Genomic DNA, 22,450 nt, shown 5'->3' with positions numbered 1-22,450 from the left:
ACTAATGTTTTAACATCCATCACAGATCACCTCCGATCCTGTCAATGATCAGCACAACCGCCACAAAGAAGACGGCGAGCAGCGCGTGGATCATTGGTTGTTACCCCAGTACAGTGCCTGGCCACAATCTTGGCAATAATTGCAGCCCCAGTCACCTATTGCATATTCAAATTCTCTTCCGCAATTCGGACAATAAGCCAGGTCATATATTAGATTACCGTCTGTATCACACCCATCTGCTGCGTATGTCAAGTTCTGCGGATAAGCTCTGTCTACCAGTTCTTGTAATGATTCTCCTTCAGTCACTACCGCTGCTTTTGTCAGTGTGTCATTATCTTGTTGACATTCGCTCATTAATAGTTTCTCATCGGCTTCTTTAAGGCGTTCAGCCAGCCGCTGCAGCTTGTCCTTTTTTATTTCCTTGACAAGAGATTCCTGGTAAAAAATCATTTTATATTGTTCCAGCATAATCTCGACGTCAGCAATTTCTTCCGCAACATGAGTAATTGTTTCTGTGCATAACTTCCGTCGAAACTTGTTGATTGCTTGGATCAGCTCCGCCATTTCCTCGATTCCCTGATTAATCTGAGCTTCTGATCCCCATGTATCTATAGCAAGTTTGTATAGTTCCTTTTTGTTCATAATTTTTCTCATTTTAATCTACCCACGCATCGCTTTTATAGCGTGACGCTTCCTTTCTTTTCATGTTCTCAACTTGCTGGCGCAATCCGAGATTTTCACGATCCAGCTTTTTGATTCTTCCCTTCAATTCAGTGATGATTTCGCACTTCTGGAAGTTATCATCCTCTAACGCTCTATTTTCGCGTCTTAACAATTCAATTTCTCTTTTTTCGTCTGTCATACCTTTTCCTTCCTCCTGCCTTTTTAGGGCTCCGGATGTTGTAAATCGTCGTTTTGCTAAAACAATTCACATTGCTGATGATCCCACCTTCTCAACTTTTCCGGCCGGTATTTCTTTATCATCTCGTAGCGCATTTGGCTGTACACTTTCTCCCACTTCTCCATCCTTTCCGCCTCGTATTGAGGATCAAACAGAAGTCGCACTTCCTGCGCGATATAAACATCTTTGAGCCAGTGTAGCGCTGCCTTGTAGCGTAATGGCTCATGATCATACAATGCCTTAAGCGATTTACTTAATCTCTGTCCAGCAAACGGGCAGCCAATACAGCCGGTTCGATCAGATCTGTAAATTGTGTAAGCCTTGGACAATGGAATTGTGTATTTTTTTATAAACTCATCGATATCCTCATCTGTCCAGTCTATGATCGGAAGTTTAACGATCATGTTACCTTTTGTTCGTGTGCAAGCCGTCCCGCCAGCTTTTATCCTAGCTTCCATGGTTGCTAATCTTACTCCGCCTTCAGCTGCACGTTCGCCTGTCATATATCCCTTCATGCCATGTTCTTTTTCCCATTTGTCAAAGGGCTTCTTTTTGAGATATTGGCAGCACTTGTTGCCTACTTTAATATCGAAATCAGGATGAAGAAGGTGCAGATCGCGGTCGGCAAGCATTGTATTTTTATAACGACCTGTTTTATCGCCGAGCAGCTGTTCCAAGTAAAACAAGTTATGATTTCTTTGCCATTTTCCAAGATTATCAGATTTCATTTTGCTTTTAATAGGCTTGCCTTTGTTCTTCAAAATCCAATCGAACGAATCTCTTTTATCATGTCTGATTGTTATCACATTACTGTACCAGTTTTCACTTACCCACCGCACAAACTCAGTAGTTGCACCGAGTTCAATTCCTGTGTTGTTAAACACCGCTGGAATCGCTCCTGGCGGAATTGTCAAAAGATCTTCGCATTGTTTGATCAGCGCCAGAATAACGGTACTGTCCTTTCCGCCAGAAAATGAAAGATAACATTTTCCTTCTGTTTCGTTGTAAAGGGATTCAACGCGCTCCTGCGCACGGGTAATTTTGTCTTCTAAACAAGTCATATAGACTCCGCATAGGCTTCGCATCTCTTTAAATGTTGCATAGATTTAATGGATTCTTTATGGCAAAGATCAGGCAAATTCGCTTTAACAAGCGCAGTTGGTATAGGAGGGCATACAGCATTGCCACATCTTTTGACTTGTTCTGATCTAGGGTATTTTTTTCCTGTATAATCGTGATCAATTACATAATCAGAAGGAAATCCCTGGCAGCCATAAAGCTCACTTGGTTCCAACATCCGCAACCCTATATCTACGATCGTATAATCAATCCCCGCGATAGTAACTAATCCAAATCGATCGTTGGCAGTAATGGTATCAAGCGGATCTTTTATATCCTGACCTATCCCTTGTCCATAATATTTGATCAAAAATGATCTAACTTCCTCTAAGTGTTCGCCGCTATTATTGCTGAGTTGTTTTAACCTTGCTGCACACACGCTGTTATGATCTCGCGCAGTAATCGTTGGTAAAGGATCTATTACCTTTGCACCAGCACCTGTATATCCACCGTCGTAATACTTGTGCAAAAATGAAGTTACTAAACCATACCTATTTGAACCATCTACTGTCATGATCGGATCTTTAAGTTCTTGACCTCTAACCACAGAAAAAGAAGTTTCGGAATGATATTGGATCAGCAAAGGTGAAACTATCCCATACCCATGTTTTCCAGTTATTGTTGGCATAGGCTCCTGGATACTTTGTGGTCGACGTTCACCGCTATGATTACACTGGATAATAAACGGCTTAGGATTTTCTAGCACGAATTTCTTTATTCCCTTGGCAATTCTTTTCATGGTTTTATCCGCCAGCGGTCTGACCGCACGAATACCGTACTTTTCTTTTATTTCTTCGGCAGAATCAAATATCGATGGGCAGGGTAAACTAAAATCAATTTGAGTGTAGGCACCGACATAAGGTTTTAACTTCCCTGATTTTGCTTCTAAGCTATACGCTGGAGCATGAGTTGGCTCTGGCCATGTTATAGGTTTTCCATCACATCGAGCAATCATGAAGAATCTCTTGCGCATTGTTGGTGCACCATAGTCAGCCGCTACAAGTTCCCTGAAATCAACCTCATAACCAAGTTTTTCAAGTTGTCCTACAAATTTTTTGAATGTCTGTCCCTGTTTTGCTTTTATTGGATGATGCCGGCGATTAAGCGGTCCCCAAGTTTTAAATTCCTCTACATTCTCAAGCATGATTACCCGCGGCCTGACTGTTCCTGCCCAACGCAGTGCAACCCACGCTAACCCTCGAATATTTTTATCTTTCGGTTTACCTCCTTTTGCTTTACTGAAATGCTTACAATCAGGACTGAACCACGCCAGCCCCACCGGTCGACCGGAACAAGCCTTTACTGGATCAACATTCCATACTGATTCGCAATAATGTTCAGTGAATGGATGGTTTGTTTTGTGCATTCGTATTGCTTCCGGATCATGGTTTATTGCAATGTCAACGGATCTTCCCAAGGCCATTTCGATACCTGTACTGGCACCTCCGCCCCCTGCAAAATTATCAACAATAAGTTCATCAAAGATTGTAGGATTATTTTTCATAAATTCGTCCTCACATCAAGCTTGTAATTCATCCACCAATAACTTCCTTCATTTTCTTTGCTTTTGAACATTACCAGCCTTACAATTTCGTATTCCTGGATTTCTTTATCTTTGAACGGATATTTTTTACAGTTAGGACAAAGGATTGTTTCTCTTTTTTCATCATCTGATCCATCTTGGTTGAACTTATTTATTAACAACGTATTTACTTCTTTACCGCAATTTTCGCATTTCATTATTTCGCCTCAACTAAAATGGAAAATAATCCGAGCTGATTTCTAATGCCGGCGCATCTCTCATATACTCCTCAAAAGATGCGTCAGAATCTGCTTTTTGAGTTGCAGAATGCTCTTGATTACCATAGCCAGAAATAAGCTTAACGTTATCGCATTGAACGGTTGTTTTATAAACTCGCCGGCCATCTTTATCATCATAGTTATCAATCTGCAATCTTCCTTCAACTCCAACTATCGCGCCCTTATGAGCATACTGGCCGAGGTAATCCGCAGATTGTCGCCAAGCCACACAGTTAATAAAATCAGCTTTGCGATCCTTTCTATCACCGCCAGAGTACCGGCGATCGCAAGCTACTGTGAAGTCGGCAACGGAAAGTCCGTTTTGTGTTTTTTTAATCTCTGGATCGCGCGTTAAACGCCCTACAAGAACAATTCGATTTATCATTCTTAATCCCTCCTTAAAATGGTAATGAATTTTTTCTATACTGGTTAATGTCCCATCCATCTCTTACAATCAACTGTAAGACTTTCTTATGACCATAAGGAAATTCGCCGAAAATCCCTGCACATCCAATAATTTTCACTAAAGCAACACCATTCATGTTTTCAACTATAGCCAAATCAGCTGTTTCGCGATCTGTCTTATGAATATAGGATATGTTATCCGGCAATCTCCAATAAAAATATCTACCTGGAGAATCAATGTGCTCTCCAATAATGTACCTTTTAATTTTGTTCATTCTCATCTCCAAGCCTCCTCTCCGATGTTTGCATCATCAGATTGACAAACATATCTCTTAATAGACCTCACCTTTCCACATAATTCCTCCGAGGTTAAATCATCGATCGTTTTAGGATTGTGATCGAATTGAGCGTGATAGAATGCCGTACAGTTTGGAATGATGTAAAACGGCAACTCTCCAAAAACAATTTTATTCGTTACCTCTACTGGTCGGATGAAACTTTTGACTGGAGCTTGAATACCCAGTGAACGATATAATCTGATCAAATTGTCATGTCGCGTAACGATCATGACATCATCAATTCCAACAAAGTACGAAAGCGACGTGCTTTTAAACAGCGACATACCATCGGATTTTCTAATAGCGATAAAACCAGCACTTTCCTTTTCACCGCTGAAATTGAGTGTGTAAACGGTTTTCCCGTTGTCGTAGCAAATTTTGGCTTCTTCGTATGTTGTTTCACGGATTCCGTCGATATCTCCGTTGATTTTAATTAAGCTCATATTTTTATTTCTCCCTTATTTTGATAATTGACTTTGTTCCTTTTTCGTCTTCGGAAAATTCGCAATCAAGTCCAAACGCTTGGAGTATATCCAGCACTTTCTTCGGCCCTCCAAGCCATTTGATACGTTTTGCGTTAACATACACATTTCCGAATACGGTCAGGTGTTTGATGAGGTAGTTTTTTATAAACTCATCTTCTCGGCTTTGCTTTGTCGGAATTTGCGATGCAATTTTATCGTCAAATTGTATATCCAGCTTTGCTGCCTGCTTGATTTTTTGCCAAGTGTTAATCGTACCTCTGAACTGACCAGCAAGAATCGTTTGCATTGTAGAATTATTTACACCGCAGAGCTTCGCGAAGTCTCGGTTGTACATCTCTTTGTTCCGGATGTATTCTCTTACCAACGGTATATTGTGTTGGTACTGATCTTCCGAAATTGTGGAAATTTTATTCCCCATTTTCTCTTATTTTCCTTCCCACGGGATCATCCCGATCACTTCTATCTCTGTTTCTTGTAGTTTCAGCGCTCCGCTTACGAGTCGCAAGCCCTCCACAGCGTTACTGCACACGATGTAAGACGGCGCCAGGTGCGGATAACGGCGTAGACGGTAAACCATCAGCACGCTTCCAGCTCCTTCAGCACTCGCTCGAGCCGATAACGTCCATTATTGGTTAGCTGCGTTTGCCAGGCGTTCGCCCGTGGCGACCAGCGGAAACCATTCTTTTTTAGGATGTCGCGGATTTCTGCCGAAGGTTTATCTTCAAATAGCAGTTTGATCCGCATTGCTTCGGGGTCTTCGACAACCGAAAATCCGTCATACTCTTTTGTGTCAGCAGGCCGGGCTTTCACTTCCTCCAGATTCTTGATTCGCTCTTTCACACGCCGGATTTCCGCATTGTTGTTGGATAAAGCCCAACTTTCAAACGGCTTCGGGTCTGCGCGCCAATTGATGTCCAAAGATATTTTCAGTTTTTCCAGCTCTTCTAAAGGTAAATTAGGGCAACCGTCCAGCGTTTTATACTTGCGATAAAAGGCATTGACTGCCTTCATGGTTTCCTGCGCCTGCTCAAGATTCGCCAGCTTGTTTTTCAGCTTTTCTATGGCTTCCGGATCGCCGGCGGTTATGACTTCCTTACCATTTAGCAGATTTCTGATTTTATCTTCGATTTCTTTGCACCGCTCGTATTTCTCTCGATTCCGATCCCGCGCTTGGTTCTGCCTTTCTTTTTTTCTCACTGGAAATTTAGCCGGTCCTGCGATCATCACCGACGGACACATCTGATCAATCTGGAAATTGGTATTGTGGTGATCTGCAAGCAACTTAGCATACTGATCGGCTAATTTCTCCGCTTTCTCAGCGGCGTCTGGCCGTCTCTCAGCCACTTTCTCAGCTAATTGGTATATTTGTTCCACTTCCCACTGATAAGCCGCTGTTGCACTTCCATCGCGATAATCATCAAAGGACATCATTTTCTTTGACCTGCGAGCTGCAGCTTCGTTGATTTCGTAATATTTTCTTTCCATCTCTACTTCTCCTGTTCTTTTAACTTGCGGCGGATTTCCTCGAATTCTTTACGATCAAAATCCGTTTCTTCTGCGGTTTCTTTTTCCGATCCGGATTTCATCTGTTGGTAGTAATCCGGTAGCACGTCCTGCCGATGTGATGTATAAGTGCTTTTCTGCTTAAGTGGGTAAAATGTTTTCCATCCACGCTCAATAGTCTGATTAACGATCATTATTTTTGTCTGATCGTCTTGAGCCAGCTTGTCCAGATTTTTAAGCGCAAGCTCCAACGCCCTGACGGTAAAGCCCTTCATGACTTTCCTCATTCCGACAAAATCGTCAAGGGCTTTTCTTAGAGTGAGATCAGGCGTGTATTCATCGACAAGCGACCTATATGTTTTTACTTCTTCTTTCTTTACTTCTTTACTTCTTAAATTCTTATATTCTTTTGATGTTGCTAAAGCAGTCGCTAAACTTTCGTCACAAGTCTGTTGAACATCCGTTGATAAGTCTGCTGAATCTTTTGATAAAGGTCTGTCTTCAGGTATGTCATTCGCTTGATACAGATCGAAGTTTTCTACCTTTATAATGCGGTAATTTGAGAATCGTCGGTTTGTGATTGTGTTTGTCATTTCCATGTGATTTAACGCTGTTCTAATCTGCGATTGCGTTAAACCTAAGTCATTAGATAAGTTTGCTAAACTTGTGACGCATTCTCCTCGACCAATTTTCTCGTTTTTGAACCTCGTTTCTTTCCAATTTGCAGACAACAGAAGGTGGAGAAAAACGCGCATTGTGTTGGTGTCACCGTACCATTCCCACTCCTTTAATTTGCGATGTATTTTAATGTATCCAGCCACACCTATTACCTCCTAATTGTCACTCCTCCATCACCAAGCGAACCTCAACACAAGGCCTTTCCGAATAGACTTTCTCCACCCTCAAGCTGGTTACCTGACTATCGTCTTTAAATGCGATTTGATTCAGACTATCAAGAATGATTTTTGCGATATTATCGAGATCTGGTTTCTTCATCGGACTGATCTCGCCTAAAACCATCGATGCCATTTTACGTTTAGATGCTGATTTAGGGATACTGAAATAAGCGATAATTTCCGCTTTAACCTTACCTTGCACTGGCGTGTGATACGGGTATGCCGTTTGGAATGACAGCCTTACCAAATTCTCATAATTAATCGTATCTTTAGGAGTGTAGGCGATCCCAGAGCGTGTAACTCTGGGTCTCGCCTTTGCTTTCGGTTCGCCGGGAACAACGAAGCTAATTATCTTCATCATCGCGATTGTCACCGCCAGAAACAGCCAAATTTTCGATGTTTTCTTCATCTGTGTGTTCTTTGCTGGCTTTGTCTAAATCGTTCTCAGAAGTCTTGTCTGGGGCTTCTGAGAACATGATGTTAATTTCCTTTGATTGAGGTTCTTCGCCTCCGAACAAGTCAGCTTGTCCAGGCGCTTCAGTTTTTACCTCAGTCATTTTGTATTTGATTAGACGTCCAACATCGTCGATCGATCTCGTGATATCCATTCTGTCTTTAACAATCTCTTTTTTTACGATTTTTGAATTCGTACTGGCAGAAATCGCAATCGTTTCTTTATTAGATGTTGCCGAGATTTCAAACTCAATAATGATTTTTCTTGGCTTTGTTGGATTTGTTCGTGGATCGTCAATATTCTGTAGAACCGTCGCGAGTTCATCACAGAAACCATCGATCAATTCTGGATCCGAAAGAATGGTTTCTGCGCCGTTGTTTTTTAACACTTCTCTATCTGTAACAATCATTATTTTTCTCCCTTCTTACAGCAGGCTCGGCTGGTCCGCCGCTTTTCCCTTCACTTCTCCAGTTTCTTGATCTACCGAATATTCATTTTCAACTTCCGCTTCATAGATTTCATTCTCGTTAGGAACTAAAGTCATATCATCGGAAATATCTGATTTAATAGTTTCATCAGTTTCAATCTGACGAACAAATTCAGTTTTTATAGGCGCATATTTCAGAGCTTTCTTAAGTACCGTTTTCTTCGCCATTTCCTCAAAGTTTGTTTGCCACGGGCCATCACTATAAGATTTTGAATATTTTTTAGCGTGTGCTTTAACATCTTCTACGCTCATAACTTCGAAGCCTTCACCGCCATTTACAGTTTTGAATACAGCGTAGAACCAAACCGGATTTCCACGGTTAGATTTTGCAGGAACATGATGTAATTTCGGTGTTAAGCCGAACTCGAAATCAAATTCGTCATTTTCGTAAACAGTTTGAGCCATGATCGTTTTGACCTCTCCGCTTCGATAAGCAAGATCAATTAAGCCCTTATAACCTAACTGAAAAGTACAAGCTGATTTATACGGAATTAAGTATGCTTGGCCAAGTGGCGTGTTTGGTTCAAGCCCAAGTTGAGCTGCATTCATCATGGCGGCCAAGAATGATTGAGGCGTGCATTCTGCTAATTTTTTATTGGAAGAAATTGCTGATAACGCAATGCGTGTAAATCTTTCCGGCGTCATTACTTTAGGTAAAGCCTTGGCAATTTCTCCTTGCATGGAAACAACATAATCTTTTAATGTAATGTTTCCTTTCTTTTTACCTTCCACAGCACTTTCTGCCGCTTTGGTAATAGATGTAGCCTTATTGTTTACTGTCTGACCATTCATTGTTCATAATCCTCCTCTTTTATTTCAAATTTTCTGAACGAAATTTCTTTTTGACACTCAGAGTAAATATCTGGATATTTCTTCCTCAGCGTCTCAGCGTCAATTCGATTTTGCTTTGCTGTTTTCCAACAAACTTTGAAGTTATTGGTCTGTCCATATTCATGATCACCAAGATCTTTCTTCAGTTCGTTTTTAAGCTTATCTATTTGTTTTTCTATACTTTTCTTCGAATTTTCGAGATCCCTAATCGAACTGATAATTTCTTCTCTTCCGAACAAATCTATTGCGCCGTATCCTTCCGGGTAGCGTTGCAGAAGGGCATTTGATGTCGATTCAGATCCATCAACAGGCGGTTCTTCATCATTTACAACATAATCCCAGAATGTCTTTTCAGCTGATATCAAGGCGTTAATTGCTTCTTCGTCACGTTCGACAACATACCAATAAAAACCTTTGCCAAGAACGAGAATTGCTATATACACTCGATCAACACCTGTTGTTGCCATGTAATGAACACATTGAGCATAATAGTTATCTGGTATCTCGCCTTTTTTATATTGAACCTTCGTTAAAGCGGATGCAGTTTTGCACTCTAAAATTGCATTTTCTCCAACAATTATCCGGTCAACATTGGCCAGCATGAATGGATAATCTTTTCTCTGATAACTAAAGTTAGATTTTCTAACTTTCTTACCTGTTTCTTCTACGAAGCGATATGCCACATATTCTTCTAAATCACGTCCTTGTCGCATTGCTTCATTATCTGTATCATTAGTGATTTTTTCTGTCTTTTCACACCACAGCGTATATGCTGATTTCCAAGGATTCAGTCCAAGCACAGAACCTGCATCACTTCCGCCAATCCCTTTGTTTCTGTCTTTTAGCCATTCTTCTCTGGTTCCTGGGATCTTAAGCTTAATTACATTGGAATTTCTTTTCCTAGACATTCCCCAGGATCCCTTCTTCGCACATAATTTCAATTTCTTCTTTTTCAAACTTTGTCTGAATTATTTGTGAGCATTCATTACGAAGGTTTTCTACAAATTTCGAGTAACAATTTGGACACATCGTTCCCCCGAATACCTTGTGTTCTTCACCAGTTTCACAGGAATGACCGCAATCGCATTCGTAAGCCAATTCAAATTCCGATTGCATTTGACAGCCGGCGCTGTAATGGAAATTTTGCTCCTGTCGCCAAAGCTGATCTTCAACTCTTGTCATTGCCGAATACCTCTTTAATTAGTACCTCCGCTAAATTCTTAAAGGATTCATCGTCACTGCATTCACATGTTCGACATTTTTCATCGTGTGCTTTTGCCAATCCGGATGAAACAGCGTTTATAATTTCATCCTCAGTTAACTCTTGTCTCGCAAAATCAGCGACGGCAGCCATCATAATAAACAAATCCAGCTTTTGCCCGGTCATATATCCTTTAACCTTGCATCCATCAAGCTCCATGTGGATTGTTGGTTTATTGAATTCCATTTTGTTCTCCTCCTGCCAGCTGACACATGAGCTGGACAATTAAATCTGTATCCTCGGCCTCTGACCACAAGGAACGTTGCTGATCCACTGTGGTTAGGCCGTTGCTGTAATAATCTTGCATGATCTCAAACATGCGTCTGAGGCCCTCTGTGGCCGTGTCATATTTGCAATACCTGAATCCGCACCGGATGCCGGCCGGATTATGCTTGGTCAGCCATGCCGACGAGCTGCCCCAGCCGGTCTCAAGGACAAACACCGCTGTCGCATAAACCGGACTGATCTGGTACTCCTCTGCCAGCTCCAGCAATGCTACCGGGACAACCCCGGAAGCCTTACCAGTTGGCTGCCACTCATGCCAGCTGATATCCATGTCAGCAGTGTAAGCCGGCGGCGTATCGGGCTGGTAGAGATCGATCACGGTCACCGTCTGCGGTGCAGGTGTCTCAGCCTCCGCGGCCGGCAGGTTGAGCGTCACCCCGGCAGTGATTGCGGCTGTGAGGACTACTAGGGCCGGGCGTCTAAGCCGATACTTTTTCATTTAATTCTCCCTTCCTTCACAAGCTCAAGCGCTTGTGATAAAATAGAGATGAATCTTTTGCAATGGGATTCATCTTTGGGCTTTCCGGGTGCCACCGGGGAGCCCTTTATTTTGCTGTATCATTGCGATCTTGCAATGATCTGAACTGGATAAGCACTTACCTTTGTTTTCATCAAGAAAGCGTTGAAGTTCGTTTTCTGCATAGATGCTTCCTGTTCCTACTTTAATTCCTGTGATAAGACCTTGCCTTACCCAAAAGCAAAATTTATCGTAAGTCACCCCCAACACTTCAGCAGCTTCCTCAGCAGTGTAAGCAAGACGTTGGTTCACTCTTTCACCTCGCTTCCTTAAAAAACTTGAATCAAAATTTCTAGGATAATGCCGATCAAGTAGATGACCAGCATTTTGTAGAGACAGCTTACTTTGACTTCTAGTTCAGAGAGCCGGTCTGTTAATCCGGTTCTTTTATGCACCATCATGAATAAGCACACAATGAGAGCCATTAGAAGAAAGCATCTAATCAGCGATAAAACAAACCCGATTTCGTGCATACATCACCTCACTCCAAAAAGTAATCAATCGGGACGCCGAAGTAATCGGCTAAGATTTTCAGCTTATCGACTTTGGGCTTTGATTTACCGTTTTTCCAATCAGTAAATACGGTAGAATTTAATCCTGTTTCTTTGGCAACTCGATAGGCAGTAATACCTCTTTCTTCGAGAAGTTGAGCAAACTTGTTGTACAAAATATCACCTCTTTCTTATTTAATAGTTAGGAAATTCTTGATATTTAGGATTTTCGATGGTATATTTAAAGTGTCAAATCAAATATATCAGCACACCTTTTATTTAGAATTTTCTAACTGTCTAAATATTACATTAGATTATTCTAAATGTCAATCAGATTTTTTAATTTTGTTTTTCTAAACAGTTTAGGAGTGATCTAATGTACGAAATTCTTGAGGATCTATTAAAGAAAAAGGGTCTTACTTTTTACCGTTTGGCTAAAGAAACTGGCATAAATGCAGCAGTCTTTTCTGAATGGAAAAAAGGCAAATCACAGCCGAAGTATGACAAATTATCGAAGATCGCAGATTACCTCGGTGTATCTGTTGATTATTTAATGGGTAAAGAGGAGGATGATACCCTTGACCAATATGGATTCAAAAAGGAGGAAGTGTATGCATACTTCCGCGACAATCCTGATCTGCTTGAAACTTACAGGCACATAACCGAAAACGATAACGTTAGAATCCTTTTTGATAAATGCAGAGATCTTACCGTAGAAGATCTGAAACCGGTCCTTATCCTGATCGACGGAATAAGAAAAGAAAAAGGTCTAAAATAAATGACCTTTGAAGAATATTGTGACTTACACAATATCAGGATAAAAATCGATTACAGTTTGACCTGTGCAGGGAGAGGATTCTGCTATTATGACGGAGATGAATACCATGTATTTGTTAATGGCCGTTTAGGTTATCAGCAACAGAGAAAAACTACAATCCATGAAATTATTCATATTATGGAAAACCATTTCTACAAACCAGCAGGAGCTTCTTCCGTAGATCAATGCGAGGAAGAAGTTCACGAAATTATAAAAAAATTGAAAGTATTTGAAAGGGAAGGCGAAGATCTTTGCCTTATTATAGGGGATTAATATGAAAGTTATGGGTAAGACCATTTTTGCTGTCTCGCTCTTATTATTAGCGTCAGGATGTAAATCCTCAATGGTTGAAAAAATAGCTATAACACCGGCATCATTAACGGTAATAAAGGGAGAGAAAACTGAATTCAATGTTTACATTACTCCAAGCGATCCTGATAAAAAAAGTATTAGTTGTAAAATCAGTGATGAAAACATTGGAAAAACGTCAGGAATACTTAGTTATTATGTAAAAGGCATTGATGTCGGTTCTGCGGTTGTCACTTGTTCTGATAAGTACAGTGGCGTAGTAAGCAACGAAATGGTTGTAAATGTTGTGCTTTCAGAAGAAGAAAAAAATAAGCTCGAAGCAGAAGCGGAAAAAAATAGAGTTATTGACGATCGACCAACAACAATCATCACAGAAATACAAAATGCTATGGTCGAAAACGAGCTAAACGGAAGTGACCTCTATGGTGGTAAAAACTTTTTAATCACAGCAAATATCGAAGAAATAAGTTCGACGCTGTTTAAAGGTAATCCCCTTATAACATTCAAACAAGGTAATGTTCTATTTAACTGTGCCTTTGATGGAGATCATGTTGCTTTTAGAAATATGCGAAAAGGTGATCAGTTAACATTTACTTGCACTTATGATGGATGGGGAATAGAAGCTGAATTTACAGGCTGCTATTGCTCCGAAGAAGAACTTTCACGTTTTTGGACGCCAGAAGAATAAAATAAAAAAGCCCAGCCGCTACCAACGGCCGGGAAATGGATCCGAGCTACCAACAAGGATCCAAGCATAGAAAAATTGTCCGCCAGACAATACTTTTTCTATGCTCTGATTTTATCATAAATATGAGAGGAGCGCCAGTATGGCAAACAAATTCAAAGCTGAAAAACACATTCGTCAACGCTATTCTGATAGAACAAAGTTATGGACATTCCAAGTCAATATTCAGTATAAAAACGAATATGAAAACTGGGAAACTTATAACGAATCGTTTAGTGAGAAAGACTACGGCTCTGCAAAATTAGCATTTACTGCCGCTGTCGATCACAGAAATGAAATGCTGAAGCAAATTGCCACGGTTGGAATTAAAAAAGTAAAGCCAATTCCTTTAGACAAAGTTTACGACGATTCTGTAATTCTTTTCCCCCGGCGAAAAGAAACAATAAGAAAACGTAAACAGGTTTATGACAAGTATATTAAACCGACGCTCGGACATACGGATATAGCTAAAATCACATCTTACCAAGTCCAGTTGAACCTGAACTCTTTGATTGAGGACTGCACAAATACGACGATTGATAGAGTTTATACCTGCTGGCAATATCTCTTCCGCACAGCACGCATGAAGAAGTACATCAGCATCAATTTGATGGAAGAAGTCATTAAACCAAAAAGTCTGGCGTTAAAAGTAAAAAAGAAAAACAACAAGACTGATTATGATACACTCATAAAAATAATGGACAAAATGAGAGAATGCACCCGTAACAGTGATAAAGATAAATTTGAAACAGAAATTATGATTTATGCCTTGTTTATGTTATACTATACAGGTATGCGGCCGTGCGAATGTTTCGCTTTGACTCGCCAAGATATTTCTATCAAGGAAAGAACCATTAGTGTGAATAAAGAAATTGGTTCTTCTGCCACCGAGTACAATGTCCTGCGCGCAACAAAAACAGAATTGTCAACGCGGATAATTCCTATTGTTTCAGACTTAATTCCAATTCTTAATGATTTATTGGCTTACCAGGACTCAGAATTTCTATTTGCGAAATTTGACGGTACCCTATTCGATATTGACAAGGTAACGAATAAAGTGAGATATGCATCCCGGATGCTTGGCATAAATTTTAATATGTATCAACTTCGACACCAGTTCAGTACAGATCTGATCACGGAAGGGGTTGATCCAAGGACTGTTATGGAATTAATGGGACACAACAATGCCGGAATGACGATAGATTATGCCAGATCGAATGAAGAACTAAAATTGAAAGCTCTCGAAGATCGTCTCCGCAGTTAATATCTTGCCATATATTTGCCATAAATTTGCCATATTTTTTCTCAAAAACGTTCAAAAACCTTCAAAAGGAAAATTACGCATACATCAAAAAAGCCTTTAAATACAGGAACATTCAAAAACATTCAAAGAAAACTGAGCATAAAGATGTCTGGTCGATCGCCCCATTAATAGTTCGCACAGGACATCTGGATTCAGGTGTCCTTTTTCTTAAAATGATGAATTTATCCAGAGGCCAGGCAATTTTAAAGATTTGTCTAATAAATCCAAAAGAACCGGGGAAACTTAGAAAAGTCTTTCCCAGTCGGGGAATGTCTTATGGTATAATTGTAAAGCACGAGGTGAAAAAGATGCCAAAAATAGCAGTGATGACGGATTCGTCCGCCGATATTAATACCCAACAAGCAGAACAGATGAAATTGACCGTCATGCGGTTTCCTTTAATGATTGATGGTCAGGAATACATTGAAGAAATGGAAATTAAAACGCCGGAATTCATTCGCCGGATGGAACAGGGGGCGATCGTCAAGACCTCCCAGGCGCATTTGGGAAAATTAATTCAACAGTGGAGTGACTTATTAAAAGAATATGATGAAATTCTCTACATTCCGCTTTCCTCGGGTTTAAGTGGTTCCTTTCAATCCGCCCTAACCGCTTCGGCCGCTTTTGATGGACGGGTAACCGTCGTTGACGCCCGTTTTGCCTGTTATCCTCTCGCCTGGCTTTGTCAATGGGCGCTGGAACAGGTTGAAGCCGGCCGCAGCTGCGATGAAATCAAAAACAAAATCGAAGAAGAAGCTGATCTGTGGGCAGCACTGATTCCGGAAAAGCTGGAGTATCTGAAACGGGGCGGACGAATTTCCGCAGCCGCCGCGGCGTTGGGCAATCTTCTGAAAATTGTTCCAATCCTCAAGGTGGAACACGGCAGTATCGACGTACTTGGCAAAGTTCGTACAGTAAAGAAAGCCTATCAAGTCGGATTGGACGCAATCGCAGAAGTCGCGGATCCCACTGAGTATGAATGGATGATCGTTGAAGCTGATATGAAAGAAGAAGCTGAGGAATTGAAACGGCAGATGGAAGAGCGAATTGGACAGCCAGTCACTATTCACGCGATGGGTCCCATCATCATGGCTCATACCGGGCCGCGGACATTAGGTTACGGACGCGTTAAAAAATTGAAATTCTAAGCCGGAGCGATCCGGTTTTTTTATTTTCTTACCAGATATAAAAAATCAGGACTATCGTACTCCGTGAACCCCGTCTATTCACTCCCTAAAAACGCCCATTCTCTCCCAAACGCCTGACAACATTGGAGCTGTTGGATTGAAACAAAAACAAGAGCCTAGCTTTTGATCTTACTTCAATGTCTATTCGCTCCCTAAAAACGCCCATTCGCTCCAAAACACTTGACAACACTAAAGCTGTTGGATTGAAACAAAAACAAGAGCCAAGCTTTTGATCTTACTTCAATGTCTATTCGCTCCCTAAAAACACCCATTCGCTCCAAAACACTTGACAACACTGAAGCTGTTTGATTGAAATAAATACAAGAGTCGAGCTTTTGATCTTACTTCAATGTCTATTCGCTCCCTAAAAACACCCATTCGCTCCAAAACACTTGACAACACTAAAGCTGTTGGATTGAAATAAATACAAGAGTCGAGCTTTTGATCTTACTTCAAAGTCTATTCGCTCCCTAAAAACACCCATTCGCTCCCAAATCAGTCCAATTATCCAGAAAATCAAAAAAACAGCTGTCCGTTGTTCTTGAATTGCGAACAAACAGACAGCTGTTTCATTATGCCTTAATGTTAATCGTGTTGCCGTCCGGTCCCGGCGTTGTCGTCAAATACTCAACGATCTTTGCGCGGGCATCCGGTTTGCTTGGCTTACAAGCCGAAGCCGTAGCGACCTCGCCGGCCACCATCGCTTCCGCCATGCCGGAGCATCCGGCAAAGCCGCAGCTTCCGCAGTTATAGCCTGGAAGCATTGCCGTTACTTTTTCAACGCGTTCGTCGACTTCCACTTTGAACACGTTGGAGGCAATCCCCAGAATCAAACCGAGAACGGCGCCGACCACAAACATCATGATAATTGCTGTAATCATTCTTTATTCTCTCCTTTTGATTGTTTCAGTACGGGGTTATGAGCGCAGGAAGTAATCTTGCAGCCCTCACACTCCGCCGTCAGATCCTCGCATCCTTCAGGTACTGGCGTTTTACTATTCAGATAGTAGAACAAGCCGAACAACGCTCCCAGTCCGATTAAGACCAGGATTGCGATGACCATGGATTAAACCAGTCCGGCAAAGCCGCTGAACGCCAGCGCCATCAGCGCCGCAACGATCAGAGCGATCGGATTGCCCTTGAAGGAAACCGGGGTGTCCGCCGCGTCCAGGCGTTCCCGGATCGTGGAGAAGATGTAGAGAACCAACGTGAAGCCGATTGGGATGCCCAGAGAATACACCAGCATTTCAGGGAATGTAAAGCCCTGCTTGATGTTATCCAGCGCAACGCCCAGAACGGCGCAGTTCGTTGTGATCAGCGGCAGATAGATCCCCAGCGACTTATATAAAGCCGGAGAGAACTTCTTGATGAACATTTCAACAAACTGAACAAAAGAAGCGATGATCAGAATGAATGACAACAGATCCATATATTCCAGAGAATTCGGTTCCAGAACCAGCTTATACAGACCATAGGTCAGGATTGAAGCGCCGAAGATAACAAACGTAACCGCCGCACCCATGCCGATCGCTGAACTTTTATTCTTGGAAACGCCTAAGAATGGGCAGACACCCAGAAACTGCGACAGGATGACGTTGTTAATCAGCACTGCCGAAATAAACAAAGTAAATAAGTTAGCCATCGTTATTTAGCCTCCTTTTTCGCAGCCTTCGCCGCCTGTGCGTTTTTATACGCTGTCAATGCCGCCGCTAAGACCGCAAAGGTCAGGAATGCGCCGGTCGGCGAACCGAACATCGAAATCGTGAAGCTTTCCGGAATCAGACGAACTTCAAAAATCAACTGGTTCGTAAACGGATTGGTAAAGTTGATTAATCCCGTCGCAATAATCTGACGGATTAAGGACATGACGACCAACGCGCAGGTATAGCCTAAGCCCATGCCTAAACCATCCAATGCGGAATCCAGAACGCCGTTCTTGCTCGCAAAGGCTTCCGCCCGGCCTAAGATAATGCAGTTAACGACGATCAGCGGCAAAAACAGTCCTAACGCCGCGTCGATCGAAGACGCATACGCTTTGATCAACAGTTCAATACTCTTAACCAGCGCCGCAATAACGACGATGTAGACCGGAATCCGGATCTCATCCGGAATAATCTTGCGCATCATCGAAATGATGACGTTGGATAAAATCAAAACGATAATAACGGAAACGCCCATGCCGATGGCATTGTTGAGCGATGTGGTGATGGCCAGCGTGGAGCAGCATCCCAGATACAGCCCGAATACTGGATTTTCGCGGATGAAACCCGCTGTAAAATTCTCTTTACGATTCATTGTTCATCCACCTCATTTCTGGCTGGCCGCGAACGCTGCGCGGACCGCTTCAATCGCGGAATTGCTCGTGAAGGTGGCGCCCGACTTGACGTCAACCTTGGCAATTTCATCCTCCGACTTCAAACCGGCAAATCCCGCCAGATATTCGTCGTTGACCGCGTCGCCAATTCCGGTCGTATCGTTAAAGCTTGTCATTTTAACGCTGACGACTTCCTGCTTGTCAGTATCAATGACGATTTCATATTCGTTATCGCCCTGGAAGCCTTTCGCCGTCGCAGTATAAGTCTTTAATGCGCCGTCTTCCGATGTCAGAACCGCGGCATCATCGCTGTCATCGCCAGCGACCGGCTGATCCGCCGCATCCTGATTGTCCGCTGCGAAAACCGCGTTCCAGGCAGCCTTGACGGCATCAATAGCCGAATTGCTCGTATACGTTGCGCCCGACTTTACGTCGATGCCGCCGATCGCGTCTTCGCTGTTCAGTCCGGCAAACCCGGTCAGATACTCATCGTTGACCGCATCGCCGACGCCCGGCGTATCGTTGAACGCCGTCATCGCAACGCTGACGATTTCCTGCTTTTCGGAATCAAGCACAACAGTATAGGTATTGTTGCCCTGGAAGCCCTTGGCTTCAACGGTAACCGTAACCTGGCTGCCGTCGGCCTTCTGATCCAGAACTGTCGCTGTGGAAGCCGGTGTTTCCGGTTCCTTAGATGCTTCTGGCGTTGCCGGGGTGCTTGGCGCAGGAGCTGCGTTGCCGGTTAATGAAGCATAGACAGCCTTGGCGGCATCTAAGCCCTTGACAACCGCCGTGGAGGAAATCGTCGCGCCGGACAGCGTGTCGATCTGATCACCGGTGGTCTTGCCAATGACGGTATTTCTGAAATCATCTTCCGCAACGCGGCTGCCGATGCCGGAAGTTTCCGCAATCGCAATCACATCGTAGCCGACGATCTTGGAATCGTTGTCAATGCCCAGTACAAATTTAATCGTGTCTTTAAAGCCGGAAGTTTCGACCTGGAACATATAGCCCTGGCCTTCCGCCTGATAGACGCCGGTGACTAATCCGGAGTCATCCGTGTAATCTGTTACTTCCGTATAGGTTGTGCCCGGGAATACTTTTTCCAGGCTGCCCATCACTTCAGCCAAAGCATTGGCATTGATTTTCGCCGCGGTGACTTCGTTGACTGCCGCCAGCAGGCCGCCGGCCAATGCGCTGACAATGGCTAAGAAACAGGCCAGATACAAAGCTTTTTTCATTTCTGACCTCCTTAATTACCGGCGTTCAATGCCTGAATAATGGCATTTTTCGCCGATTTGCTGGTATAGCTCGCGCCGGAAACATTATCCACCGCGTTGACGTCGTCTTCGCTCTTCGCGCCGACAAACTGGCTCAGGTAATCGTCATTGACGCCGTCGCCGATACCCGGAGTATCGTTGAACTCCGTCATCTTGACGCTGACAACCTCGCCCTTGGCCGTGTCGATGACGACCTCAAACTGATTGTCGCCCTGGAATCCATGCTGCGTGACGTTGTACGTCGTTTCCGTACCGTTGGTCGCGCCTGCTTCCGCAGAACCCGCGGCAACTGGTTTGATCGTGCTGCCGACCAACAGCGTAATCGCCAGACCCGCAACAAACAGGATCGCCAGGTTGCGGATGTTCTTAGATTTCATTTTGATCTGCTGGCCGTCGGTCAGACTTTCGATCAGCGGTGTCAGCATATTCATGATCAGGATCGAGTACATGACACCTTCCGGCAGATTGGAACGCAGCCGCAGAACGATCGTGATGACCGCACAGCCGACCGCAAACATAATCCGGCCTGCAGCGCTGGTCGGGTTGGTGACCGGATCGGTCATCATGAAGACCGCGCCGAACATGGCGCCGCCGGTTAACAGATGGAACAGAGCATAGCTGATCGGCGCACCGTGCATCAGGCCGACGCCGGCTGCCAGAACAAACAACGTAATCAGGTAAGTAGCCGGAACGCGCCAGTCAATGACCTTGCGGATCGCCAGGATCACGCCGACAACCAGGATCACCAGTGCGCTTGTCTCGCCGATAGCGCCCGGATACAGACCGACAAACATGTTTCCCAAACCGCCAAACGGCTTCAGGAAGCTGCTCATGCCTTCCGCGGAATTGATAATCCAGTTCTGCGCCGCCATCGAAGACGTCGGTGTCGCGCCGGTCACAATATCGGCCGCCGCCGCGCCCGCAAAGGAGGCGAAAATCGTCGCACGGCCTACGGCCGCCGGGTTGAAGATATTCTGTCCGAAGCCGCCGAAGACCAGCTTGCCGAAGAAGATCGCGATCACTGTCGCGACCGCTAAGGCATAGTATTCAATCGACAGCGGGCACATCATCGTCAAGATGATCGCCGTCACCCACGGATAAGAATTTTTCAGACTGTTCAGGATGTCCTTCTTCGTAAAGACACACCACAGGATCTCCGTGCCGCAGGCGCTGACGATCGCCGTGATCATCAACAGAATTGCCCGCAAGCCGTAAGACGCTGAAAAATTGGTAAAATAATAATACAGTGAAAATGCAAATACCGCCAACAGCCCCAAGGTCAGCTCGCCCATGATCCGGCCGGTGCTCTGACCATCACGATAGTTCGGGGACGGTTTAAAATTAAATTTCATACAAACTCCCCTCCTTATTTCTTAGCGCGCAGAGCCATGTAGCGCTTCGCTCTCCGGACGCCTTCAGTGACGTCGATTTTCGACGGGCACACAAAGCTGCACATGCCGCATTCGATACATTCCATGATGCTCAGCTTTTCCAGCATCGCAACGTTCTTGGACTTTTCCGCCTGGTTGATCCGGACCGGCTGCAATCCCGCCGGGCAGTGATCCGAGCAGCGTCCGCAGCGCAGACAGGCCACCTGATTGACCGGTTTGTTCTTCAGTACAGTTAACGCGTTGCTGTACGGCGTGATGACGAACTGATCGGTCGTGATCGTTTTGCCCATCATCGGACCGCCCGCGATCAGCAGCACATCTTCCCCGCTGTAACCGCCGCAGGCCGCGATCACATCCGCCGCCTTGACGCCGACCGGCACCAGAACATTGGCCGGCGTGTTGATGCCGTCGCCGCTGACCGTCACATATTTGTGCGTGATCGGCATGCCCTTGGTCAGCGCCTGACCGAATGCAATCGCCGTCGTCGCGTTGTTGACGATGACGCCGACTTCGCCCGGCAGCTTTTCATAACGCTTCTTGGTGATTTCATAGACCAGCGTGCGTTCCCAGCCCATCGGATAAACGTCCGGAACTTCCTTGACGTTGATGTTGCTGTAATCCTTGAACGCTTCGACAACTGTCGGGATAAAGTCCTTCTTCGTCGTCTTGATCGCAATCGCCGCTTCCTTAGCGCCCGACATTTTCAGCATCGCCGCCACGCCGGTGACCAGATCCTGCATGTTCATGCTGGAATTCTTGTAATCCGCCGTGATGTACGGTTCGCATTCGACGGCGTTGATGATCAGCAGATCAATGCCCTTGCAGCCTCTGTACTTGACATAGCTTGGAAAACCCGCGCCGCCGCAGCCGACGATGCCGGCGTTCATCATGAAGGAAACCAGTTCCTCCTGCGTTGCCGTTTGATAGTTCAATGTGCCGAATGGCTGTTCTGTTTCGTTTTTGCCATCATTTTCAATGACAAGATGATCGACCGGACGCAAGCCAGCATGCATCATTTTCTGGATGCCTTTGACTGTGCCGGATACAGATGAAAAGTAAGGAACTGTAAAATGATCATTCCGCTTGGCGATCATCGTTCCGACTTTTACTCTGTCACCTTCCTTAACCAACACTTCAACTGCCGTTGAATTACCGTTAATTAAAGGAATGTATACAAGGCTGCCCGCTTCAACCTTGACAAGCTCGGTATGACTTGTAAGCTCTTTGTGACCGTCCAGATGCTTGCGCATCGGTCCCGTTAATAGTGACATTCCGTCCACCTCTTCCTTTCCTCAAATACCGAAAGCCTCTGGCAAACACAAAAAATCGACGGTGATCGATTTTTTCATTAT

The 22,450-nt window shown here is 44.0% G+C and carries 32 protein-coding genes; 5 read left to right on the top strand and 27 right to left on the bottom strand.

Annotation, left to right across the window (positions count from 1 at the left end):
- Positions 1-90: 90 nt before the first annotated feature.
- The 20 genes from BQ7364_RS18125 to BQ7364_RS06690 form a co-directional block, all read right to left on the bottom strand.
- Positions 91-642: a nucleoside triphosphate pyrophosphohydrolase family protein gene (locus tag BQ7364_RS18125; RefSeq protein WP_072684025.1), complete on the bottom strand. Its 552-nt coding sequence runs from the start codon at positions 640-642 to the stop codon at positions 91-93.
- 13 nt (positions 643-655) lie between these two features.
- Positions 656-862, bottom strand: a complete 207-nt coding sequence (locus tag BQ7364_RS06785; protein WP_072684024.1) for a hypothetical protein — start codon at positions 860-862, stop codon at positions 656-658.
- A 56-nt stretch (positions 863-918) separates the two neighbouring features.
- Positions 919-1,962 (bottom strand): phosphoadenosine phosphosulfate reductase family protein, encoded by a 1,044-nt coding sequence (locus tag BQ7364_RS06780; RefSeq protein WP_072684023.1) that lies wholly within the window; start codon positions 1,960-1,962, stop codon positions 919-921.
- Positions 1,959-3,524, bottom strand: a complete 1,566-nt coding sequence (locus BQ7364_RS06775) for a DNA cytosine methyltransferase (RefSeq protein ID WP_072684022.1) — start codon at positions 3,522-3,524, stop codon at positions 1,959-1,961. The genes BQ7364_RS06780 and BQ7364_RS06775 overlap by 4 nt, the downstream gene beginning before the upstream one ends.
- Positions 3,521-3,760 (bottom strand): hypothetical protein, encoded by a 240-nt coding sequence (locus BQ7364_RS06770; protein ID WP_072684021.1) that lies wholly within the window; start codon positions 3,758-3,760, stop codon positions 3,521-3,523. Before BQ7364_RS06770 ends, BQ7364_RS06775 begins: the two co-directional genes overlap by 4 nt.
- Before the next feature lie 13 nt (positions 3,761-3,773).
- Positions 3,774-4,205: a single-stranded DNA-binding protein gene (locus tag BQ7364_RS06765; protein WP_072684020.1), complete on the bottom strand. Its 432-nt coding sequence runs from the start codon at positions 4,203-4,205 to the stop codon at positions 3,774-3,776.
- Positions 4,206-4,218: 13 nt separating this feature from the next.
- Complete coding sequence (locus BQ7364_RS06760) at positions 4,219-4,506, bottom strand: hypothetical protein (RefSeq protein WP_072684019.1); 288 nt, start codon at positions 4,504-4,506, stop codon at positions 4,219-4,221.
- Positions 4,503-5,006, bottom strand: a complete 504-nt coding sequence (locus BQ7364_RS06755; RefSeq protein ID WP_072684018.1) for a hypothetical protein — start codon at positions 5,004-5,006, stop codon at positions 4,503-4,505. Before BQ7364_RS06755 ends, BQ7364_RS06760 begins: the two co-directional genes overlap by 4 nt.
- Before the next feature lie 4 nt (positions 5,007-5,010).
- Positions 5,011-5,466, bottom strand: a complete 456-nt coding sequence (locus tag BQ7364_RS06750; RefSeq protein WP_072684017.1) for a hypothetical protein — start codon at positions 5,464-5,466, stop codon at positions 5,011-5,013.
- A gap of 158 nt (positions 5,467-5,624) precedes the next feature.
- Positions 5,625-6,533, bottom strand: a complete 909-nt coding sequence (locus BQ7364_RS06745; protein ID WP_072684016.1) for a hypothetical protein — start codon at positions 6,531-6,533, stop codon at positions 5,625-5,627.
- A gap of 2 nt (positions 6,534-6,535) precedes the next feature.
- Entirely contained in the window at positions 6,536-7,372 is an 837-nt protein-coding gene (locus BQ7364_RS06740; protein WP_072684015.1) for a hypothetical protein, read from the bottom strand.
- Positions 7,373-7,391: 19 nt separating this feature from the next.
- Positions 7,392-7,808, bottom strand: coding sequence for a RusA family crossover junction endodeoxyribonuclease (locus tag BQ7364_RS06735; protein ID WP_072684014.1), 417 nt, complete (start codon positions 7,806-7,808; stop codon positions 7,392-7,394).
- Entirely contained in the window at positions 7,792-8,310 is a 519-nt protein-coding gene (locus BQ7364_RS06730) for a hypothetical protein (RefSeq protein WP_072684013.1), read from the bottom strand. The genes BQ7364_RS06735 and BQ7364_RS06730 overlap by 17 nt, the downstream gene beginning before the upstream one ends.
- Positions 8,311-8,325: 15 nt before the next feature.
- Positions 8,326-9,180, bottom strand: coding sequence for a recombinase RecT (locus tag BQ7364_RS06725; RefSeq protein WP_083538475.1), 855 nt, complete (start codon positions 9,178-9,180; stop codon positions 8,326-8,328).
- Positions 9,177-10,175 (bottom strand): YqaJ viral recombinase family nuclease, encoded by a 999-nt coding sequence (locus tag BQ7364_RS06720; protein WP_234973159.1) that lies wholly within the window; start codon positions 10,173-10,175, stop codon positions 9,177-9,179. Before BQ7364_RS06720 ends, BQ7364_RS06725 begins: the two co-directional genes overlap by 4 nt.
- Positions 10,120-10,401, bottom strand: a complete 282-nt coding sequence (locus tag BQ7364_RS06715; RefSeq protein ID WP_072684011.1) for a hypothetical protein — start codon at positions 10,399-10,401, stop codon at positions 10,120-10,122. The genes BQ7364_RS06720 and BQ7364_RS06715 overlap by 56 nt, the downstream gene beginning before the upstream one ends.
- A complete protein-coding gene (locus BQ7364_RS06710; protein ID WP_072684010.1) occupies positions 10,388-10,666 on the bottom strand; it encodes a hypothetical protein in 279 nt (92 codons plus the stop codon). The genes BQ7364_RS06715 and BQ7364_RS06710 overlap by 14 nt, the downstream gene beginning before the upstream one ends.
- Entirely contained in the window at positions 10,653-11,084 is a 432-nt protein-coding gene (locus tag BQ7364_RS06705; protein WP_159432763.1) for a glucosaminidase domain-containing protein, read from the bottom strand. Before BQ7364_RS06705 ends, BQ7364_RS06710 begins: the two co-directional genes overlap by 14 nt.
- Positions 11,085-11,273: 189 nt before the next feature.
- A complete protein-coding gene (locus tag BQ7364_RS06700) occupies positions 11,274-11,534 on the bottom strand; it encodes a helix-turn-helix domain-containing protein (protein WP_072684008.1) in 261 nt (86 codons plus the stop codon).
- A 229-nt stretch (positions 11,535-11,763) separates the two neighbouring features.
- A complete protein-coding gene (locus BQ7364_RS06690) occupies positions 11,764-11,949 on the bottom strand; it encodes a helix-turn-helix domain-containing protein (protein WP_072684006.1) in 186 nt (61 codons plus the stop codon).
- A gap of 200 nt (positions 11,950-12,149) precedes the next feature.
- Between BQ7364_RS06690 and BQ7364_RS06685 the strand changes: the two genes are divergently transcribed.
- The 5 genes from BQ7364_RS06685 to BQ7364_RS06665 all read left to right on the top strand — a co-directional run bounded on the left by BQ7364_RS06685 (position 12,150) and on the right by BQ7364_RS06665 (position 16,074).
- Positions 12,150-12,551 (top strand): helix-turn-helix domain-containing protein, encoded by a 402-nt coding sequence (locus tag BQ7364_RS06685; RefSeq protein WP_072684005.1) that lies wholly within the window; start codon positions 12,150-12,152, stop codon positions 12,549-12,551.
- Positions 12,552-12,863 carry a hypothetical protein gene (locus BQ7364_RS06680; protein ID WP_072684004.1) on the top strand — a complete coding sequence of 104 codons (312 nt, stop codon included), beginning with the start codon at positions 12,552-12,554 and terminating at the stop codon, positions 12,861-12,863.
- A 1-nt stretch (position 12,864) separates the two neighbouring features.
- Entirely contained in the window at positions 12,865-13,587 is a 723-nt protein-coding gene (locus BQ7364_RS06675) for an Ig-like domain-containing protein (RefSeq protein ID WP_072684003.1), read from the top strand.
- Between the two features lie 139 nt (positions 13,588-13,726).
- Positions 13,727-14,887, top strand: a complete 1,161-nt coding sequence (locus BQ7364_RS06670) for a tyrosine-type recombinase/integrase (protein WP_072684002.1) — start codon at positions 13,727-13,729, stop codon at positions 14,885-14,887.
- Between the two features lie 347 nt (positions 14,888-15,234).
- Positions 15,235-16,074 (top strand): DegV family protein, encoded by an 840-nt coding sequence (locus BQ7364_RS06665; protein WP_072684001.1) that lies wholly within the window; start codon positions 15,235-15,237, stop codon positions 16,072-16,074.
- A 611-nt stretch (positions 16,075-16,685) separates the two neighbouring features.
- Here BQ7364_RS06665 and BQ7364_RS06660 read toward each other — a convergent pair.
- Genes BQ7364_RS06660 through BQ7364_RS06630 form a run of 7 tightly spaced genes read right to left on the bottom strand, consistent with a single transcriptional unit; the run spans position 16,686 to position 22,369 of the window.
- Positions 16,686-16,994, bottom strand: a complete 309-nt coding sequence (locus tag BQ7364_RS06660) for an RnfABCDGE type electron transport complex subunit B (RefSeq protein ID WP_072684000.1) — start codon at positions 16,992-16,994, stop codon at positions 16,686-16,688.
- Positions 16,991-17,176 (bottom strand): hypothetical protein, encoded by a 186-nt coding sequence (locus tag BQ7364_RS06655; protein ID WP_072683999.1) that lies wholly within the window; start codon positions 17,174-17,176, stop codon positions 16,991-16,993. The genes BQ7364_RS06660 and BQ7364_RS06655 overlap by 4 nt, the downstream gene beginning before the upstream one ends.
- 3 nt (positions 17,177-17,179) lie before the next feature.
- On the bottom strand, positions 17,180-17,761 hold the full coding sequence (locus tag BQ7364_RS06650) for an electron transport complex protein RnfA (protein WP_139248583.1): 582 nt from the start codon (positions 17,759-17,761) through the stop codon (positions 17,180-17,182).
- Positions 17,758-18,408, bottom strand: coding sequence for an electron transport complex subunit RsxE (gene rsxE, locus BQ7364_RS06645; RefSeq protein WP_072683998.1), 651 nt, complete (start codon positions 18,406-18,408; stop codon positions 17,758-17,760). Before rsxE ends, BQ7364_RS06650 begins: the two co-directional genes overlap by 4 nt.
- Positions 18,409-18,420: 12 nt before the next feature.
- Positions 18,421-19,668 (bottom strand): FMN-binding protein, encoded by a 1,248-nt coding sequence (locus BQ7364_RS06640; protein WP_072683997.1) that lies wholly within the window; start codon positions 19,666-19,668, stop codon positions 18,421-18,423.
- An 11-nt stretch (positions 19,669-19,679) separates the two neighbouring features.
- Positions 19,680-21,059, bottom strand: coding sequence for an RnfABCDGE type electron transport complex subunit D (locus BQ7364_RS06635; protein ID WP_072683996.1), 1,380 nt, complete (start codon positions 21,057-21,059; stop codon positions 19,680-19,682).
- Positions 21,060-21,073: 14 nt separating this feature from the next.
- Positions 21,074-22,369, bottom strand: a complete 1,296-nt coding sequence (locus BQ7364_RS06630; RefSeq protein ID WP_072683995.1) for an RnfABCDGE type electron transport complex subunit C — start codon at positions 22,367-22,369, stop codon at positions 21,074-21,076.
- Positions 22,370-22,450 lie beyond the last annotated feature (81 nt).

Origin of the sequence: Holdemania sp. Marseille-P2844, from assembly GCF_900120005.1 — a bacterium.
Taxonomy (GTDB): Bacteria; Bacillota_I; Bacilli_A; order Erysipelotrichales; family Erysipelotrichaceae; genus Holdemania.
Note: the sequence above shows the minus strand (reverse complement) of the source record. Positions and strands in the feature narration are given on the sequence as shown.

Excerpts from the sequence above, each read along its gene's own strand:
- BQ7364_RS06715 (WP_072684011.1), bottom strand. The coding sequence starts at position 10,401 with ATGACAAGAGTTGAAGATCAGCTTTGGCGACAGGAGCAAAATTTCCAT.
- BQ7364_RS06780 (WP_072684023.1), bottom strand. The coding sequence starts at position 1,962 with ATGACTTGTTTAGAAGACAAAATTACCCGTGCGCAGGAGCGCGTTGAA.
- rsxE (WP_072683998.1), bottom strand. The coding sequence starts at position 18,408 with ATGAATCGTAAAGAGAATTTTACAGCGGGTTTCATCCGCGAAAATCCA.
- BQ7364_RS18125 (WP_072684025.1), bottom strand. The coding sequence starts at position 642 with ATGAACAAAAAGGAACTATACAAACTTGCTATAGATACATGGGGATCA.
- BQ7364_RS06760 (WP_072684019.1), bottom strand. The coding sequence starts at position 4,506 with ATGAGAATGAACAAAATTAAAAGGTACATTATTGGAGAGCACATTGAT.
- BQ7364_RS06630 (WP_072683995.1), bottom strand. The coding sequence starts at position 22,369 with ATGTCACTATTAACGGGACCGATGCGCAAGCATCTGGACGGTCACAAA.
- BQ7364_RS06765 (WP_072684020.1), bottom strand. The coding sequence starts at position 4,205 with ATGATAAATCGAATTGTTCTTGTAGGGCGTTTAACGCGCGATCCAGAG.
- BQ7364_RS06670 (WP_072684002.1), top strand. The coding sequence starts at position 13,727 with ATGGCAAACAAATTCAAAGCTGAAAAACACATTCGTCAACGCTATTCT.
- BQ7364_RS06660 (WP_072684000.1), bottom strand. The coding sequence starts at position 16,994 with ATGATTACAGCAATTATCATGATGTTTGTGGTCGGCGCCGTTCTCGGT.
- BQ7364_RS06745 (WP_072684016.1), bottom strand. The coding sequence starts at position 6,533 with ATGGAAAGAAAATATTACGAAATCAACGAAGCTGCAGCTCGCAGGTCA.
- BQ7364_RS06730 (WP_072684013.1), bottom strand. The coding sequence starts at position 8,310 with ATGATTGTTACAGATAGAGAAGTGTTAAAAAACAACGGCGCAGAAACC.
- BQ7364_RS06635 (WP_072683996.1), bottom strand. The coding sequence starts at position 21,059 with ATGAAATTTAATTTTAAACCGTCCCCGAACTATCGTGATGGTCAGAGC.
- BQ7364_RS06680 (WP_072684004.1), top strand. The coding sequence starts at position 12,552 with ATGACCTTTGAAGAATATTGTGACTTACACAATATCAGGATAAAAATC.
- BQ7364_RS06655 (WP_072683999.1), bottom strand. The coding sequence starts at position 17,176 with ATGGTCATCGCAATCCTGGTCTTAATCGGACTGGGAGCGTTGTTCGGC.
- BQ7364_RS06755 (WP_072684018.1), bottom strand. The coding sequence starts at position 5,006 with ATGAGCTTAATTAAAATCAACGGAGATATCGACGGAATCCGTGAAACA.
- BQ7364_RS06735 (WP_072684014.1), bottom strand. The coding sequence starts at position 7,808 with ATGATGAAGATAATTAGCTTCGTTGTTCCCGGCGAACCGAAAGCAAAG.
- BQ7364_RS06785 (WP_072684024.1), bottom strand. The coding sequence starts at position 862 with ATGACAGACGAAAAAAGAGAAATTGAATTGTTAAGACGCGAAAATAGA.
- BQ7364_RS06775 (WP_072684022.1), bottom strand. The coding sequence starts at position 3,524 with ATGAAAAATAATCCTACAATCTTTGATGAACTTATTGTTGATAATTTT.
- BQ7364_RS06665 (WP_072684001.1), top strand. The coding sequence starts at position 15,235 with ATGCCAAAAATAGCAGTGATGACGGATTCGTCCGCCGATATTAATACC.
- BQ7364_RS06710 (WP_072684010.1), bottom strand. The coding sequence starts at position 10,666 with ATGGAATTCAATAAACCAACAATCCACATGGAGCTTGATGGATGCAAG.
- BQ7364_RS06770 (WP_072684021.1), bottom strand. The coding sequence starts at position 3,760 with ATGAAATGCGAAAATTGCGGTAAAGAAGTAAATACGTTGTTAATAAAT.
- BQ7364_RS06685 (WP_072684005.1), top strand. The coding sequence starts at position 12,150 with ATGTACGAAATTCTTGAGGATCTATTAAAGAAAAAGGGTCTTACTTTT.
- BQ7364_RS06675 (WP_072684003.1), top strand. The coding sequence starts at position 12,865 with ATGAAAGTTATGGGTAAGACCATTTTTGCTGTCTCGCTCTTATTATTA.
- BQ7364_RS06640 (WP_072683997.1), bottom strand. The coding sequence starts at position 19,668 with ATGAAAAAAGCTTTGTATCTGGCCTGTTTCTTAGCCATTGTCAGCGCA.
- BQ7364_RS06725 (WP_083538475.1), bottom strand. The coding sequence starts at position 9,180 with ATGAATGGTCAGACAGTAAACAATAAGGCTACATCTATTACCAAAGCG.
- BQ7364_RS06750 (WP_072684017.1), bottom strand. The coding sequence starts at position 5,466 with ATGGGGAATAAAATTTCCACAATTTCGGAAGATCAGTACCAACACAAT.